This is a genomic window from Flavobacteriaceae bacterium HL-DH10 (assembly GCA_031826515.1).
GTDB classification, from domain to species: domain Bacteria; phylum Bacteroidota; class Bacteroidia; order Flavobacteriales; family Flavobacteriaceae; genus Thalassobellus; species Thalassobellus suaedae.
On sequence record CP134536.1, the window covers coordinates 1,086,757 to 1,103,267 of the forward strand.

The window sequence follows — 16,511 nt, forward strand, 5'->3', positions numbered from 1 at the left end:
TATGCAAGTATTAGTTTTAAACTCAGGAAGTTCTTCTTTAAAATTTCAATTATTTTCAATGCCAAATGAAACCATACTTTGTTCTGGTTTAATTGAACGCATTGGTTTTAAAGACTCAATATTTAAATTTAAAACCGAAAAACTAACGGTTGAATTTGAATCTGAAATATTAAACCATAAAGCTGGATTAAAATTATTAGCTAAACAGCTTTTAGATAAAAATTCAGGTATTATAAAATCTGCCGATGATATTACTATTGTTGGACATAGGGTGGTTCACGGTGGAAAACATTTTAGTGAAACTACACAAATCACAAAAGCCGTAAAAGAAAAAATAAAAGCTTTATCATCTTTGGCACCTCTTCATAATCCAGCAAATTTAGAAGGTATTGAAGTCGCTGAAGACATTTTTCCAAAAGCAAAACAAGTTGCTGTTTTTGATACGGCATTTCATCAATCAATACCTAAACATGCTTATAAATACGCTATTCCTAGTGAATTTTTAGACAAACACCATATCCGTTTGTATGGATTTCATGGCACTAGTCATAAATATGTTTCAGAAAAAGCTATTCAATTTTTAGAAAAACCAGCATCTAAAATTATTACAATTCACTTAGGAAATGGTTGTAGTATGACTGCCATAAAAGATGGAAAAAGTATAGATCATAGTTTAGGTTTCTCACCAGTTAGCGGATTAATTATGGGAACACGTTCTGGTGACATAGACCCATCTATTATTTTTCATTTAGCAGAAAAATTAGGATATAGCTTAAAAGATATAAACACCATACTTCAGAAAAAAAGCGGCATGTTAGGTCTTACGGGATATAGCGATTTACGAGACATTCAAAGTGAAGCATCAAAAGGCAATAAAGAATGTCAATTAGCTTTGCAGATGAATACTTATAGAATTAAAAAATATATTGGTAGCTATGCAGCTATTTTAAACGGACTAGATGCCATTGTATTTACTGCTGGTATTGGAGAAAACTCTCAATACATGAGAGAACATATTTGTGAAGATTTAGATTTTTTAGGTATAGAATTAGACGCTAAAAAGAACGAAATAAAATCTAATAACATTAGAGCTATTAATAAAGAGGATTCTAAAGTTAAAATCTTAGTAATCCCTACAAATGAAGAACTAGAAATAGCAAAACAAGCAATAGATTTATTTAAAAATTAATCGCCCTTTATAAACTTCTTCAACGTGAATAATATCTGGTTTGGTTAAAGAAATAACATTACCAACACCAGATATTTTTCCTTTTATTGATAATTGAGGGTTTACAACAATATCGTTAGAACTTCTATTCCATAATTGAACGTTTTGGGCAATTAAATCTTGCCCTTCAAACCTAGATGTTCCAGATGCTAATGTAATATTTAGATTATTAGTTTCGCCTGATATGTAACAGTTTGATAAATTATTAAAAACCAAGCTAAAAGAGTTGTTATCAATCTCTAAAACAAAATTACCACTTGTAATACTTTTAGGGAGACTATAATCTTCTGCTAAAATTGTAAGTGTAGGATAGGTTAAAACACCATCCGACTGAACATCATATTGAGTAGAGCTTCTTATTTCTTTTATATTTGGCGATGTTATATATACTTTGGTTACACCGTAACTACGTAGATAATTACACGTATTATTATCGGTGAGTGTTAATTTCCCATCAACAACCACAGCTTCAACGTCATTTAATAAATTCTCTCCCGTTTCAATTACCACTTTTTGTTCAGCCCCTTCTTTAATAATTAATTTAATATCACGATTAACAAGTATTTTATCAAAAGTAGAAAGACTCACTTCTTCTTTAATAATACTGCCTGTTTTTTGAAAACAATCTCCAGCATTTTCATTATCGCAAGCAAATACTATAATTAAGATTAATATGTAAATTAATTTCTTCATGTTTTATAATCGAACTCCAATACCAAATTCAACGGCTTCAGCTTTTGCTCCATGTGTTTTAAGTGTTAAAGCCCCAAACCATTTATTTGTAAAATAACGTTTTAAACCAACTCTAAAATAAGTACGTCCCTCAAAATCAAACGGATAATACACATAATACCCTAATTGGGTAATTAAAGAAGTTTTATTAATAAATAACTCATGACCTGCAAAAACTCCAATACGTTTATAATCTTCTTCTCCTGTCACATTTTCTTCTGGAAAAGCGACACTTTTATAATAAATAAGTTCCTTTAAAAAGTTTGAAAAGAACACATCTGTTCCAAACTGAAATGCACTCTTAATATTTATACGTTTATCAGCATAAGCTGATATAATATAAAACGGAAACTGCCCACTACCAACTACATCACTTTCATTAATACCACCTCTAAAAACAAGATTGTACTTTAAGGGTTGGGTAAATTTTTCTTTTACGCCTTGTAAAGTAGTAATATACTCTGGTATTTCATCATCTAAGCTATAGGTCACTCCAACATTAAAGGCGAGCGTATTTGTACTCGCATTGGGTGATTTCATATTTGCATTAGAATAATGAATGAGTGAAAATCCAGCTTGCAGACCAAACCTATCAATAATTCGCTCTTTTTTATAATTAAGCATTATAAGTGTAGTACTTAAAAAACTAGAACCAAAAGCATAATTCCTATAATTTTCAACTTTATCATAAGGATGCGTTGCATAAGCAAGTCCTTGCGCAATACGAAACATTAAATTTCGCTTTAAAAAATAGAAATTGTAATGAGCATATAATGAATAACTGTTCCCTAAGATATCGTTCTTAAAATTCTGAGAAGTAAATGTCACACCATAATCGGGATAATTATAACGCTGTTCCCAATCATTTAAACCATACGTTTTTGTATTCCAACTTAAAATAACACCTTCTGGATGTCCTATTATTAAATGAAGAATATCTGTATTATGTACTGCAATATTACCTCTATAATAATTAACATCTATATACGATGTAAGCTGTTTTTCTTGAGAAAAAACAAAAAAGGATATTAATAGTAAAACGCAGGTTAAAGATACCTTCATTAACAAATCTTCATATTTATCAAATGTATTAGAATCTTAAAACAATTCTGACGCAATCGCCTTAATATTATCACTTTTCCCCATTGAGTAATAATGCAAAAACGGAACTCCCGCAGCCTTTAACTCTTTAGATTGTTGAATAGCAAATTCAATTCCCACCTGTCTTACAGCCTTGTTGTCTTTACAACTTTCTACGGCATTTATAAGATCTTCTGGTAAGTCAATTTTAAAAACTTGCGGCAGTATTTGTAAATGGCGTTTTACAGCAATCGGTTTTATCCCTGGGATAATTGGCACATTAATCCCAGCCTCTTTTGCTTTTTTAACAAATTCAAAATACTTATTATTATCAAAAAACATTTGTGTTACCACATAATCGGCTCCAGCATCTACTTTTTCTTTTAAACGTCTCAAATCAGTCATCAAAGAAGGTGCTTCCATATGTTTTTCAGGATAACCAGCCACACCAATACAAAAATCTGATTTATGCTCTACTAAAACATCGTCATGCAAGTATTTCCCTTGGTTTAAGTTTGATATTTGTTGCACCAATTCACTTGCATAAGCATTCCCTCCTTCAACAGGTTTAAAATAGGGTTCATCTTTCATAGAATCACCGCGTAAGGCCATCACATTATCTAAACCCAGATAATGACAATCTACCAAAACATATTCAGTTTCTTCTTTTGTAAAACCACCACAAAGAATATGTGGAATGGCATCAATACCATATTTATGCATAATAGACGCGCAAATACCAACCGTGCCAGGGCGCATACGCGTAATACGCTTATCTAAAAGCCCGTTACCTTTATCAATATATACATACTCTTCCCTAGACGTTGTAACGTCAATAAATGGTGGATTAAACTCCATTAACGGATCTATATTATTATATAAATCTTGAATGTTTTTTCCCTTTTGAGGTGGTATCACTTCAAAAGAAAATAATGTTTTTCCGTTAGCTTTTTTTATGTGATCTGTTACTTTCATTACTTATTTTTTGTCATTCTCGCGAAGGCGGGAATCTCATCAATATTATTATATTTTTGGACGTTACCACAAGGGTCGCGCTTTACGTTACAAGTCCTCGCTTGTACCTCGCTGTGGGCTTTACTCTGCAATCGCTAACGCAAACTAAACCAACATATTTTTAACAGTCTCGTAATCTTCATTATATTCCCAATATATCCATCGCCCATCAACATAATCAGTTAAAATGTATTTTTCACTAACCGACTTAATTCTAGAAATAGGCACAATTTTCTTAGAAAATTTATCAGAAGGAACATGCTCCATCATTTCCTTATTCTTACTATTGTAACCATGAGAAATAATATAACTACCTAATGTTAATTCTATAAATTTATCTTTCATTTTTTCCTCCCCTAACCCCTCCAAAGGAGGGGGATTTTTAAATTAAAATTCTATATCCGCAACAGTTCCTCCCCTTTGGGGAGGCTAGGTGGGGCTTATTATTCATCTGCAATCGCGGGATGCAACCATTTTCTAGCTTTATCCTTTGCTATGCCCTTCCTAACAGCATAATCGGTTACTTGGTCGTCTGTAATTTTACCTAAACCAAAATATTTAGCTTCTGGATTTCCAAAATAATATCCAGAAACAGCTGCCGCTGGCCACATAGCTAAACTTTCGGTTAAAGTAACACCTATTATTTTTTCGACCTCTAACAAGTCCCAAATAGTTTCCTTTTCTAAATGATCTGGACAAGCAGGATATCCTGGTGCTGGACGAATACCTTTATAACTTTCTTTTATTAAATCGGCATTACTTAAAGTTTCATCTGCTGCATATCCCCAATGTTTTGTACGCACTTGTTTATGCAAGTATTCGGCTAACGCTTCTGCAAATCTATCGGCAATAGCTTGCGCCATGATTGCATTATAATCGTCTTCTTTTGCTTTATAACTATCGGCTAATTCTTGTGCTCCAAAAATAGCCACACAAAACGCTCCCATATAATCTGTTTTTCCAGTTTCTTTTGGTGCAATAAAATCGGACAAAGCTATATTAGGGATTCCAGCTCTTTTACTTAATTGCTGGCGTAAGGTTCTAAATACAGCAATTTCTTTACCTTTTTTCTGAACAGAAATATCGTCTTCATTAATAGTATTAGCTTCAAATAGACCAAAAACAGCTCGCGGTTTTAATAATTGCTTCGCTATAATTTCTTTTATCATGGCTTGCGCTTCATTATACATAATGGTAGCTTGCTCGCCAACAACTTTATCAGTTAAAATATCAGGAAACTTCCCATGTAAATCCCAACTTCTAAAAAACGGACTCCAGTCTATAAAAGGCTCTAATTCTTTTAAACTTAATTGCTTCAACATTTGGACACCTAACTCTTTAGGTTTAACAATCTCAGACGTTTCCCAATCTATTTTAAACTTTTTTCGTCTTGCTTCTGCTATTGAAATATATGATTTCTCTTTACCTCGTTTTAAAAACTTAATACGAAATTCGTCGTAATCTTTTTTCATTTTAGCAACATACTCATGCGAAGTCTTTTTATTCAACAAATCGCCTACAACAGTTACAGCTCTTGATGCATCATTAACATGAACTACAGCGTTTTTATATTGTGTATCAATTTTAACAGCTGTATGCGCTTTTGATGTAGTGGCACCTCCAATAAGCAAAGGCACTTCAAAATTCTGGCGCTGCATTTCTTTTGCTAAATACACCATCTCATCAAGTGACGGTGTAATTAAGCCCGATAAACCAATAGCATCCACACGTTCTTTAATAGCTGTTTCAATAATCTTTTCTGGTGGTACCATAACCCCTAAATCAACTATTTCATAATTGTTACAAGCTAATACGACGCTTACAATATTTTTACCAATATCATGTACATCACCTTTTACAGTTGCCATTAAAACCTTACCTACTGGTTCTTGTTTATCTCCTTTTTCAGCTTCAATAAACGGATTTAAATAACCCACAGCCTTTTTCATCACACGTGCTGATTTTACCACTTGTGGCAAAAACATTTTTCCTGCACCAAACAAATCGCCTACAACATTCATTCCTATCATTAAATGACCTTCAATAACATCAATAGGTTTTTCAGCTTCTATTCGAGCTTGCTCAACATCTTCAATGATAAAAGCATCAATACCTTTTACTAAAGCATGTGTTATACGCTCTTGAATAGGATTTTCTCTCCAAGATAAATCTAAACCTTTTTCAACTTTTGAGCCTTTGACAGTTTCAGCAAAATCAAGTAATCTCTCGGTTGCATCATCACGTCTATCTAAAATAACATCTTCAACATGTTCTAATAAATCTTTTGGAATATCATCATAAACTTCTAAAAGTGCTGGGTTTACAATACCCATATTCATACCTGCTTGAATCGCATAATATAAGAACACGGAATGCATTGCTTCTCGAACACCATCATTCCCTCTAAATGAAAATGACACATTACTTACACCGCCACTAACACTAACATTCGGTAAATTTTCACGAACCCAACGCGTTGCTTCAATAAAATCGATCGCATTTCTTCTGTGCTCTTCCATTCCTGTTGCAACAGGAAAGATGTTTAAGTCGAAAATAATATCTTCCGATGGAAAACCTACTTTATCTACTAAAACACGGTACGAACGCTCTGCTATTTCAATACGTCTTTCGTAATTATCGGCTTGCCCAACCTCATCAAAAGCCATCACAATTACAGCTGCACCGTAACGCTTAATTTGCTTAGCTTCCCAAATAAATTTTTCTTCACCTTCTTTTAAGGAAATAGAGTTTACCACACTTTTTCCTTGTACCACTTGTAATCCTGCCTCAATAATTTCCCATTTAGAACTATCAATCATGATAGGCACTCTAGAAATATCTGGTTCGGCAGCTATTAAATTTAGAAAACGCACCATCGACTCTTTTCCGTCTATAAGGCCGTCGTCCATATTAATATCGATAATCTGAGCTCCACCATCAACCTGATGACGTGCTACATCTAAAGCTTCATCAAATCGCTCTTCTTTAATGAGTCTTAAAAACTTTCTTGACCCTGCTACATTAGTACGTTCACCTATATTTATGAAATTACTATTTTCATTAAGGACTAGTGGTTCTAGTCCAGATAAATGCATGTACTTTGTTTGTTTAATTTTCATTGATTAAAGTGCTGCTGTTTCAACTACTTTTCTTGGCTTGTATTTTGCTGCTAATTTTGCAATAACTTCAATATGCTCTGGAGTAGTTCCACAGCATCCACCAATTATATTTATTAAATTCTTCTTTAAATATTCTTCTATCTGTTCGCCCATTTCTTCTGGAGTTTCGTCATATTCTCCAAAAGCATTTGGCAGTCCTGCATTAGGATGCGCTGAAATAGCAAACTCTGTTTTATTTGCAATCGCCTCTAAATGCGGTTGTAATAAATTAGCACCTAAGGCACAGTTAAATCCAATTGACAACAATGGAATATGAGATACCGATATTAAAAATGCTTCAGCAGTTTGTCCAGAAAGTGTACGTCCACTAGCATCTGTAATCGTACCACTTAGCATTACTGGAATATCTATATTACGTTCTTCTTTAACTTCTTCAATCGCAAATAATGCTGCTTTAGCATTTAGGGTATCAAAAACAGTCTCGACTAATAATAAATCGGCACCACCATCCATTAAAGCTTCAACCTGCTGCTTGTAAGCAATACGTAATTCATCAAAAGTTACCGCTCTATATCCTGGATCATTTACATCTGGCGACATACTAGCAGTACGGTTTGTTGGCCCTATAGAACCAGCTACAAAACGTGGCTTATTTGGTTCTTTTTTTGTGAATTCATCAGCTACTTCTTTTGCTATTTTAGCCGATTGAAAATTAAGTTCGTACACCAAATCTTCCATCTGATAATCTGCCATTGCAATAGTCGTTCCCGAAAAGGTATTGGTTTCAACAATATCTGCTCCAGCTTCAAAATATTTGGCGTGAACTTCTTTTATTGCTTTAGGCTGAGTAATAGATAGTAAATCATTATTACCTTGTAAGGGTGTTGGGTAATCTTTAAAACGCTCTCCTCTAAAATCTTCTTCTGTAAATTTATAACGCTGTAACATGGTACCCATAGCACCATCTAGCACTAAAATACGATCCTGTAAAGCTTGTTGTATGTTTGACATTTTGATAATTTATATTTTAGAATTCGTTTAAACGAATTCTGTATGTCATCAAGAAAAGTAAAAGTAGTACTCTTCGTTATCTTTCTAATATTCCTTAAAAATACTAGTAGAACGTAGCACCTTCTTTACAAGATAAAGGGTTGCCAAGGTTTCAACGGGTCTAGTCCCTCTACCTTTCTTGATAACATTATTAATACGTTTATGAACTAGCGAACAAAAATACTAACTATATTTTTGTTTTCCTTATGCTTCAAGGTCTTTTTTTAAATTGCACCTTATTCGTTTAATACCAAAAGGTTTTTGAAACCTTGTAGGACATTTGTCTATTCTATTAAAATCTATTCAAATAAAGTTGAAGACAAATACCTATCGCCTCTATCACAAATAACAGCAACTATAATACCTTTATCTATTGACTTTGCTATTTGTAATGCACAAAACACTGAACCACCGCTACTCATACCAGCAAAAACACCTTCTTCTTTTGCTAAACGTTGTGTTGTAATTCTAGCATCTTCTTCACTTACATCAACTACAATATCTACTCTAGAACGATCAAAAAACTTAGGCACGTAATCTGGCGACCATTTTCTAATACCTGGAATTCTAGCTCCATCAGCAGGTTGCGCTCCAACAATAGTGATATCTTTATTTTTTTCTTTTAAAAACTTTGACGTTCCCATAATAGTTCCTGTTGTTCCCATAGCAGAAACAAAATGCGTTACTTCGCCTTCAGTATCTCTCCAAATTTCCGGACCAGTAGTTTTGTAATGTGCTTTCCAGTTATCATCATTTTCAAACTGATTTAAAAGCATATAGCCTTTTTCATCTCGCAATTTAAAAGCAACATCCCTAGATCCCTCAATACCAATATCGGCAGGCGTTAAAATAACCTCAGCACCATAAGCTCTCATGGTTTTTACACGTTCTTCAGTAGAATTCTCTGGCATTATAAGCACCATATTCAACCCTAATAATTGCGCTATAAAAGCCAAAGCAATACCCGTATTCCCACTGGTAGCCTCAACCAAAGTGCCTCCTTTTTTAATTTCACCACGCTTTAAAGCTTCATTAATCATATTAAAAGCAGCACGGTCTTTTACACTACCTCCAGGGTTGTCTCCTTCGAGTTTCAAAAATAACCGAATACCTTTTTTATTTATAATATGACTTGCCTCAACTATAGGTGTATTGCCTATTTGATCAAGGATAGTTTTACCGTATGCCATTCTTTTTGGGTCTAATTTTAATTTCAGTTTGATAAGTAACTAATGAGTTTTCGGGTACCGATTGGGTAATCCAAACATTGGCTCCAATAGTGCTATTAGCTCCAATAATAATATCGCCTCCTAAAATAGTTGCATTCGCATAAATACAAACATTGTCCTCAATAGTAGGGTGTCTTTTAACTTTAGCTAAATCTTTACTAACTTGAATTCCACCTAATGTAACTCCCTGATAAATCTTAACATTATTTTTTATAATGGATGTTTCACCAATTACAATTCCTGTTCCATGATCTATATAAAATGACTCGCCAATAGTTGCTCCTGGATGAATATCGATACCTGTTATACCATGAATATATTCACTCATCATTCTAGGTAAAATAAACACATCTAAATTATAAAGTGCATGACTTAATCTATAAATTGAAATAGCATGAAACCCAGGATATGCCATATAAATTTCTTCTAAACTATGCGAAGCAGGATCGTTGTTTTCAAAGGCAATAGCATCTAAATCTAACTGTCTCCTAATTTCAGGAAGAATAGTTTTAAATTTCTTCCAAATCTCTTCACCATTTTTTATGTCTAATTTTGTAACGATTTTTACAAAGGTTTCCTCCAAATACTCACTGTTTGCTTCCTCTTGCTCACAATCAAACAAAGAATAAAATAACTTTTTAGTAAATATTTTAACGGTATCTTTTAAACAAACATTATAACTTTTCATGCATTTATACTTATTGTTTTTTTAAATTAAGTGAAAAACGGATCCAATCTTTATTGAGTGTTTAGATTTCATCTTAACTAACAGTTCTGAAATTTGATTCATAAAAGTAAAACTTATCCTTTTAAATTCCTCTTTTATTAAATATTAAATCCTACAAGGTTATAAAACCTTGCAGGATTGCACTTCTTTAGTCGTTTATTTTTGTTAAAACTTAATTAATAGCTTGAACAACTGCTTTAGGCGCTTCTTTACGAGTACCATCAAAACCATCAATCCCACTAACTGTTGTATATTTTAAAACGTATTTTTTTCCTGGGTTAATAATTTTATAAGCTGCCTGACACATTATAGTAGCTTCATGAAAACCACAAAGAATTAACTTTAATTTACCAGGATAAAAATTACCATCTCCAATTGCAAATATCCCAGGAATATTTGTTTGATAATCTAATGCATTATCTACCTTAATAGCATTTTTTTCAATTTCTAAACCCCAATCAGCAATAGGTCCTAATTTAGGAGACAGCCCAAATAATGGAATAAAATGATCTGTTTTTAAAACAATAGGATCTTCATCTTTTTTCTTGATTTCTATAGCTTCAACCTTACCATCACCTAAAATATCTGTAACTTCAGCAGGCGTAATTAAATTAATTTTACCTGCCTTTGTTAATTCTCCAACCTTTTCTACAGAATCTAAATGTCCTCTAAATTCATTACGTCTATGGATAAGTGTAACACTTTTGGCAACGTCTGATAAAAAGATACTCCAATCTAATGCCGAATCGCCACCACCAGCAATCACAACATCTTTATCACGATATATTTCTGGTTCTTTTATCATATATTCAACCCCATTATCCTCATATTTAGCAAGGTTTTCAAGTTGTGGCTTTCTAGGCTCAAAACTTCCTAAACCACTAGCAATAGCAACCACAGGCGCTTGATGCTGTGTACCCTTATTTGTTGTCACAATAAAAGTACCATCTTCTTGTTTTTCAACAGTTTCCGCACGTTCACCCAACGTAAATCCAGGCTCAAACTGCTTACCTTGCTCTAACAAATTCTTAGTTAAATCGCCTGCTAAAATTTCTGGAAACCCAGGAATATCATAAATAGGTTTTTTAGGATATAACTCTGAACATTGTCCACCAGGTTGTGGCAATGCATCAATTAAATGGCATTTAAGCTTTAATAATCCTGCTTCAAAAACCGTGAATAATCCAGTTGGTCCCGCGCCTATTATAATTATATCTGTTTTAATCATTTCTGCTATTCTTTTAATACCTTATTTTTTTTCAATTAATCCTTTGGTGAATTCATTTAGTGTTTCCACTTTTTGTTCAAAATCACCTTTTATTGTTTTTCTATATTCATTTAAATTTTTAACCAAATCGTCTACATTTTCTGGAATAACATCCTCGAAAAACTGACGTAATCGTTTGGCTGTTGTTGGCGACTTTCCGTTTGTACTAATAGCCACTTTCACATTACCTTTTGTAACAATACCGCCCATATAAAAATCGCAATATGGTGGATTATCAGCAACATTTACTAAAATGCTTCTTTTACGACAATGTTTATGAACTTTAACATTTACTTCTGGAACATCTGTTGTTGCTACAACAATATGCTTTCCTTTTAAAAAACGCTTTTTATATTTCTTTTTAACAAGTTTTACATGTCCTGTTTCAGCCAAAGTAACAGTTCCTACTCTAAACATTGGAGACACCATTGTTACATTAGCATCTGGACTCGACTTTAATAAAAAGGTCAACTTCTCTTCAGCCACATGTCCTCCACCAACAATAAGTACATTTAAGCTTTTAGTTTTTAAAAAAATGGGGTATAAATTATTTCTTTCAAGCCCATCAGCACCTAAAGAGGTAGCAAACTCACTCGAGCCTTTAATTTTTTTATTCTCTTTCGTCATAATTCCCTTCAACTTCTTTAAAAATACTGCTTAAAACAGCCCGTTCTTTCACCACATCACCAATAACAATAATGGCTGGATTAGATAATTGTTTTTCTTCTACAATACTTTTAATAGAAGCTATAGTTCCAATACCGACATTTTCATTATCTCTAGTACCATTTTGAATAACAGCAACGGCAACATCTTGTTTATTTTCCTCTGAAAAAATGGCAACTATTTCATCTAGTTTACTCATTCCCATTAATATAACAACGGTTGCTGTCGACTTAGCCGCTAAAGCTACATCACCAGACAATTGATGCTTTTTAGTGGTTCCTGTAATCACCCAAAAACTTTCTGAAGCGCCACGTTTTGTTAGCGGGATACCCTGATAAGCAGGAACCGCCATAGACGATGAAATCCCAGGAACAACATACGTTTCTAAACCAAATTGTCTAACATAATCAATCTCTTCTGCACCTCTTCCAAAAATAAAAGGATCGCCACCTTTTAAGCGTACAACATGCCCTTTCTCCCTAGCCTTAGAAACAATAAGACTGTTAATTTGCTCTTGTTGAAATGCATAACATCCTTTTCGTTTACCTACAAATATTAACTCTGCTTCTTTAGATGCATACTCTAATAAGTCTTCATTAATAAGCGCATCATACAGTATCACATTTGCAGACTTTATCGCTTTAATAGCTTTAAGCGTAATTAAATCGACATCTCCAGGTCCTGCACCTACTACTGTTAACATTGGGATTTTCAAACTCATTTCTTTTAACTCGCTTATGCTAGTTTACTTTGTTCTGCTTCTCTATAAGTTCTCACTGCTGCCAAAAATTTATTTGCACTATCAATATAATTCATAGCGAAATCTTTAGTTGGTGCATTTTTATTAATTTGATAAATCAATTCTGAGAATGAAGTCCCTAAATTAATTTTCCCTCCTTCAATAAAAAATTCATCAAACTGACTTACAATACCAGCATGTGTATTTGTCTTTTTATTCTCTGCTAATAATAACGCTTTCGCGGAATTAACCAAAGATTGATAAGCATAATAAATGGCACTTGAATACACTCCATCTTCAAAAGAAGATTTAGCATTTTCAATTTTCTCTTCACTTTCAAAGAATAAGGTTGCAATTAAATCGATAACAACACCTGCACATTCTCCAATTCCTATTTCTTTAACATATTTCTCTTCTTCTCCCCAATCAATAAAATCACCTTGAGTTAAATTAGTAACGTCTTGCAAATCATTTAAGAAATCGTAAAAATACTTTTCTCCTTTTTCTTTATAATATTCTACAAATGGTTTCCCATTAGCATTCGCTTCAAAATCGTTTAAAATAAGTCTTAATGCTTCAGGACCTCTTTTACTAGGCACTTTTACTACTTTATCAGCAAAAGCTGCATTTCCATCTCCTAAATTTCCACCACCTAATAAAACTTGTAACGCTGGCGCTACTAATTTTTCTGGTGTTCTAACAGTCATGCCTTGAAAACCAATGTTGGCCATATTATGCTGTCCACAAGCATTCATACAACCACTAATCTTAATGACAAGGTCCTCATTTTTTAAATATTGTGGATATTCTGATTTTATGACACGCTCCAACTCATCTGCAATACCTGTACTACTTGCAATACCTAAGTTACAAGTATCTGTACCTGGACATGCTGTAATATCGACTGCTTTATTATAACCAGCTTCAACAAATCCTAATTTCTCTAATTCTGTATAGAAAAGCGGTACTAAATCTTCCTTTACAAAAGGAATTACTATATTTTGACGTAATGTTAAACGCACTTCACCAGCTGCATATTTATCAACTAAATCAGCTAATAAACGTGCTTTATCTGTATAAAAGTCACCTAACAATACTTTAATTCCAATGGCAACATACCCCTCTTGCTTTTGAGGAATGATGTTAGTTGATTTCCATAAATCAAAAGCTACTTGATCTTTAATCTCTACTTCTGGAGCTTCAACCGAAACTGGTTTTGAAGCCACATAAGCATCTGCATCAATTACAACAGTTTTTAATTCAATGGCTTTTTGTTCTTCAGCTATTAAAGCTTTAAAAGCATCTAATCCAATGTCTTTTAAAAGAAATTTCATTCTCGCTTTAGCACGACTTTTACGTTCACCATAACGATCGAAAACTCTTAAAACACCTTCCATAATTGGAATAATTTTGTCTGTTTCAACAAAATCGAACAACACATCTGCATGACGCGGCTGAGACCCAAGTCCACCAGCGACCATGACTTTAAAACCACGAACACCGTTTTCTATTTTGGCTATATAACCAATATCATGTAAGTAAGATAATCCAGTATCTTCATCTGTAGATGAGAATGATACTTTAAATTTACGTCCCATTTCTTGACAGATAGGGTTACGTAAAAAGAATTTATATAAAGCATCTGCATAAGGAGACACATCGAAAGGTTCGTTTACATCAATCCCTGCGGTTTCAGAAGCTGTTACGTTTCTTACTACATTACCACAAGCTTCACGCAAGGTAACATCATCTTTCTCTAACTCAGACCAAAGTTCTGGCGTTCTATCTAAATCGACATAGTGAATTTGAATATCTTGACGCGTAGTAATATGTAAACGACCACGAGAATATTCATCAGATACTTCAGATATTCTACGTAATTGATTACTCTTTAGTTTTCCGTAAGGTATTTTAATACGAATCATTTGTACGCCTTCTTGACGCTGACCGTAAACACCACGAGCTAAACGAAGACTTCTAAATTTTTCTTCATCAATTTTACCATTATGAAATAGCTCAATTTTATTTGCTAATTCTATGATATCCTTTTCTACTATTGGATTTTCTATTTCTGTTCTAAAACTTTGCATATAACAGCCCCTCCTAACCTCCCCAGAGGGAAGGAATCCTTACTTGGGTGAAGTAAGAATATTGTTATTAAATTATTTTTTAACCTACAAGGTTTTAAAACCATGCAGTAGCACAAAACCACAAACTAGCTAATTCCCTTTCGAGAGCTAGGAAGTTTTTACTGAATAAAACCTACTCCAACCGTATTATTTGATTGTGGATCTATTAAAATGAAAGAACCGTTAGTTCTATGATTTTTAAATTGATCGTAAAAAATAGGTTTATTTAACTTGAAAGACACTGATGCAATATCATTAACACCTAATGAGGTTGCTTCAGAATCTATACCAGAATAATCTGGATGAATTTTATGATTAATTTTATCAACTTTTGCCAACACTTTATTAATACCGTGTTGCACCACATATTTACCACCAACCGTTAAATTCTCTGAATCCATCCAACATACATTCGCCGTAAATTGCTTATCGATAGTTGGTAAATCGCCTTCTTTAACAATCATGTCTCCTCGACTTACATTAATATCATTTTCTAAAGTGATAGTAACAGATGAACGTCTAGATGCCGTTTCATACTTTTCATCATAGAAAAAGATATCTTTAATTTTAGATCTGGTTTTTGATGGTAACACCATAATATCATCACCAACACTTAAGTTCCCACCATAAACTTTTCCAGCATATCCTCTAAAATCATGAAAATCTTCAGTTTTTGGACGAATAACATATTGTACTGGAAAACGTGGTGTACCTACATTAAAAATATCAGCTTTATCTAATTGCTCTAAATGCTCTAATAAAGCTTGTCCTTTATACCAAGGCATTTTATCTGTTTTATTAACAACATTATCACCTTTTAAAGCACTTACCGGAATGAATGTTATTTTTTGATCTTGATAATCTCTCTTGCTCATTAATTCAGAAAAATCAGCCTTAATTTTATTATAAGTCTCTTCTGAATAATCAACTAAATCCATTTTATTTATAGCGACTACAACATCTTTAATTCTCAATAAATTATTGATAAAAAAGTGACGATTGGTTTGCTCGATAACACCTTTTCTAGCATCAATTAAAATAATAGACGCTTGCGATGTTGAAGCCCCTGTTACCATGTTGCGCGTATATTCTACGTGACCTGGTGTATCTGCAATAATGTAACTTTTCTTTTTTGTTGAAAAATAAATATGCGCTACATCAATAGTAATGCCTTGTTCTCTTTCGGCAACCAACCCATCTGTAGCTAATGAGAAATCTAAGTAATCGTATCCACGTTGTTTACTTGTTTTCTCGATAGCTTCTAACTTATCTGTAGTCAATGATTTTGTATCGTAAAGAATACGCCCTATCAACGTACTTTTTCCATCATCTACACTTCCTGCGGTTGCTATTTTTAATACTTCCATAATAAGCCCCTCCTAACCTCCCCGAAAGGGAGGAATTCTTACTCGGGTGAAGCAAGAATATTGTTGTTATTATTTTTACTAATACCTACAGCACATTTTAAATTTTGCAGGTTAGATTAATCATTTTTGTACGCAAACTTACTAATCCCCCTTTGGGGTTAGGG

General features: G+C 33.4%; 14 protein-coding genes and 1 riboswitch. Of the genes, 1 reads left to right on the forward strand and 13 read right to left on the reverse strand.

The annotated features are described in order from the left end of the window. The first annotated feature begins 1 nt into the window (after position 1). The gene (locus tag RHP49_04805) at positions 2-1,189 is read left to right on the forward strand and encodes an acetate kinase (protein WNH13576.1); all 1,188 of its coding nucleotides are present in this window, start codon (positions 2-4) and stop codon (positions 1,187-1,189) included. Here the strand turns inward: RHP49_04805 and RHP49_04810 are convergent. The 13 genes from RHP49_04810 to RHP49_04870 all read right to left on the reverse strand — a co-directional run bounded on the left by RHP49_04810 (position 1,175) and on the right by RHP49_04870 (position 16,347). Continuing rightward, a complete protein-coding gene (locus tag RHP49_04810; GenBank protein WNH13577.1) occupies positions 1,175-1,921 on the reverse strand; it encodes a head GIN domain-containing protein in 747 nt (248 codons plus the stop codon). The two genes, RHP49_04805 and RHP49_04810, sit on opposite strands and share 15 nt — an antisense overlap. Positions 1,922-1,924: 3 nt before the next feature. Continuing rightward, positions 1,925-3,022: an acyloxyacyl hydrolase gene (locus RHP49_04815; protein ID WNH13578.1), complete on the reverse strand. Its 1,098-nt coding sequence runs from the start codon at positions 3,020-3,022 to the stop codon at positions 1,925-1,927. 36 nt (positions 3,023-3,058) lie between these two features. Beyond that, a complete protein-coding gene (gene metF / locus RHP49_04820; protein WNH13579.1) occupies positions 3,059-4,015 on the reverse strand; it encodes a methylenetetrahydrofolate reductase [NAD(P)H] in 957 nt (318 codons plus the stop codon). Positions 4,016-4,159: 144 nt separating this feature from the next. Then, positions 4,160-4,399 carry a hypothetical protein gene (locus RHP49_04825; protein WNH13580.1) on the reverse strand — a complete coding sequence of 80 codons (240 nt, stop codon included), beginning with the start codon at positions 4,397-4,399 and terminating at the stop codon, positions 4,160-4,162. Between the two features lie 98 nt (positions 4,400-4,497). After that, complete coding sequence (metH, locus tag RHP49_04830; protein WNH13581.1) at positions 4,498-7,173, reverse strand: methionine synthase; 2,676 nt, start codon at positions 7,171-7,173, stop codon at positions 4,498-4,500. A gap of 3 nt (positions 7,174-7,176) precedes the next feature. Next, positions 7,177-8,184 (reverse strand): homocysteine S-methyltransferase family protein, encoded by a 1,008-nt coding sequence (locus tag RHP49_04835; GenBank protein WNH13582.1) that lies wholly within the window; start codon positions 8,182-8,184, stop codon positions 7,177-7,179. A gap of 73 nt (positions 8,185-8,257) precedes the next feature. After that, a riboswitch (SAM riboswitch) is annotated at positions 8,258-8,372 on the reverse strand. A gap of 150 nt (positions 8,373-8,522) precedes the next feature. Beyond that, a complete protein-coding gene (gene cysM, locus RHP49_04840) occupies positions 8,523-9,413 on the reverse strand; it encodes a cysteine synthase CysM (GenBank protein WNH13583.1) in 891 nt (296 codons plus the stop codon). Continuing rightward, positions 9,400-10,140: a serine O-acetyltransferase EpsC gene (gene epsC, locus RHP49_04845; GenBank protein ID WNH13584.1), complete on the reverse strand. Its 741-nt coding sequence runs from the start codon at positions 10,138-10,140 to the stop codon at positions 9,400-9,402. Before epsC ends, cysM begins: the two co-directional genes overlap by 14 nt. Positions 10,141-10,351: 211 nt before the next feature. Then, on the reverse strand, positions 10,352-11,407 hold the full coding sequence (locus tag RHP49_04850) for an NAD(P)/FAD-dependent oxidoreductase (GenBank protein WNH13585.1): 1,056 nt from the start codon (positions 11,405-11,407) through the stop codon (positions 10,352-10,354). Positions 11,408-11,428: 21 nt separating this feature from the next. Continuing rightward, a complete protein-coding gene (locus RHP49_04855; protein WNH13586.1) occupies positions 11,429-12,073 on the reverse strand; it encodes a bifunctional precorrin-2 dehydrogenase/sirohydrochlorin ferrochelatase in 645 nt (214 codons plus the stop codon). Further along, on the reverse strand, positions 12,057-12,833 hold the full coding sequence (cobA, locus tag RHP49_04860; GenBank protein WNH13587.1) for a uroporphyrinogen-III C-methyltransferase: 777 nt from the start codon (positions 12,831-12,833) through the stop codon (positions 12,057-12,059). The genes RHP49_04855 and cobA overlap by 17 nt, the downstream gene beginning before the upstream one ends. Positions 12,834-12,847: 14 nt before the next feature. Next, complete coding sequence (locus tag RHP49_04865) at positions 12,848-14,941, reverse strand: HEPN domain-containing protein (protein WNH13588.1); 2,094 nt, start codon at positions 14,939-14,941, stop codon at positions 12,848-12,850. Positions 14,942-15,099: 158 nt separating this feature from the next. Then, complete coding sequence (locus tag RHP49_04870; GenBank protein WNH13589.1) at positions 15,100-16,347, reverse strand: GTP-binding protein; 1,248 nt, start codon at positions 16,345-16,347, stop codon at positions 15,100-15,102. Positions 16,348-16,511 lie beyond the last annotated feature (164 nt).

Excerpts from the sequence above, each read along its gene's own strand:
- RHP49_04805 (WNH13576.1), top strand. The coding sequence starts at position 2 with ATGCAAGTATTAGTTTTAAACTCAGGAAGTTCTTCTTTAAAATTTCAA.
- RHP49_04810 (WNH13577.1), bottom strand. The coding sequence starts at position 1,921 with ATGAAGAAATTAATTTACATATTAATCTTAATTATAGTATTTGCTTGC.
- RHP49_04815 (WNH13578.1), bottom strand. The coding sequence starts at position 3,022 with ATGAAGGTATCTTTAACCTGCGTTTTACTATTAATATCCTTTTTTGTT.
- metF (WNH13579.1), bottom strand. The coding sequence starts at position 4,015 with ATGAAAGTAACAGATCACATAAAAAAAGCTAACGGAAAAACATTATTT.
- RHP49_04825 (WNH13580.1), bottom strand. The coding sequence starts at position 4,399 with ATGAAAGATAAATTTATAGAATTAACATTAGGTAGTTATATTATTTCT.
- metH (WNH13581.1), bottom strand. The coding sequence starts at position 7,173 with ATGAAAATTAAACAAACAAAGTACATGCATTTATCTGGACTAGAACCA.
- RHP49_04835 (WNH13582.1), bottom strand. The coding sequence starts at position 8,184 with ATGTCAAACATACAACAAGCTTTACAGGATCGTATTTTAGTGCTAGAT.
- cysM (WNH13583.1), bottom strand. The coding sequence starts at position 9,413 with ATGGCATACGGTAAAACTATCCTTGATCAAATAGGCAATACACCTATA.
- epsC (WNH13584.1), bottom strand. The coding sequence starts at position 10,140 with ATGAAAAGTTATAATGTTTGTTTAAAAGATACCGTTAAAATATTTACT.
- RHP49_04850 (WNH13585.1), bottom strand. The coding sequence starts at position 11,407 with ATGATTAAAACAGATATAATTATAATAGGCGCGGGACCAACTGGATTA.
- RHP49_04855 (WNH13586.1), bottom strand. The coding sequence starts at position 12,073 with ATGACGAAAGAGAATAAAAAAATTAAAGGCTCGAGTGAGTTTGCTACC.
- cobA (WNH13587.1), bottom strand. The coding sequence starts at position 12,833 with ATGAGTTTGAAAATCCCAATGTTAACAGTAGTAGGTGCAGGACCTGGA.
- RHP49_04865 (WNH13588.1), bottom strand. The coding sequence starts at position 14,941 with ATGCAAAGTTTTAGAACAGAAATAGAAAATCCAATAGTAGAAAAGGAT.
- RHP49_04870 (WNH13589.1), bottom strand. The coding sequence starts at position 16,347 with ATGGAAGTATTAAAAATAGCAACCGCAGGAAGTGTAGATGATGGAAAA.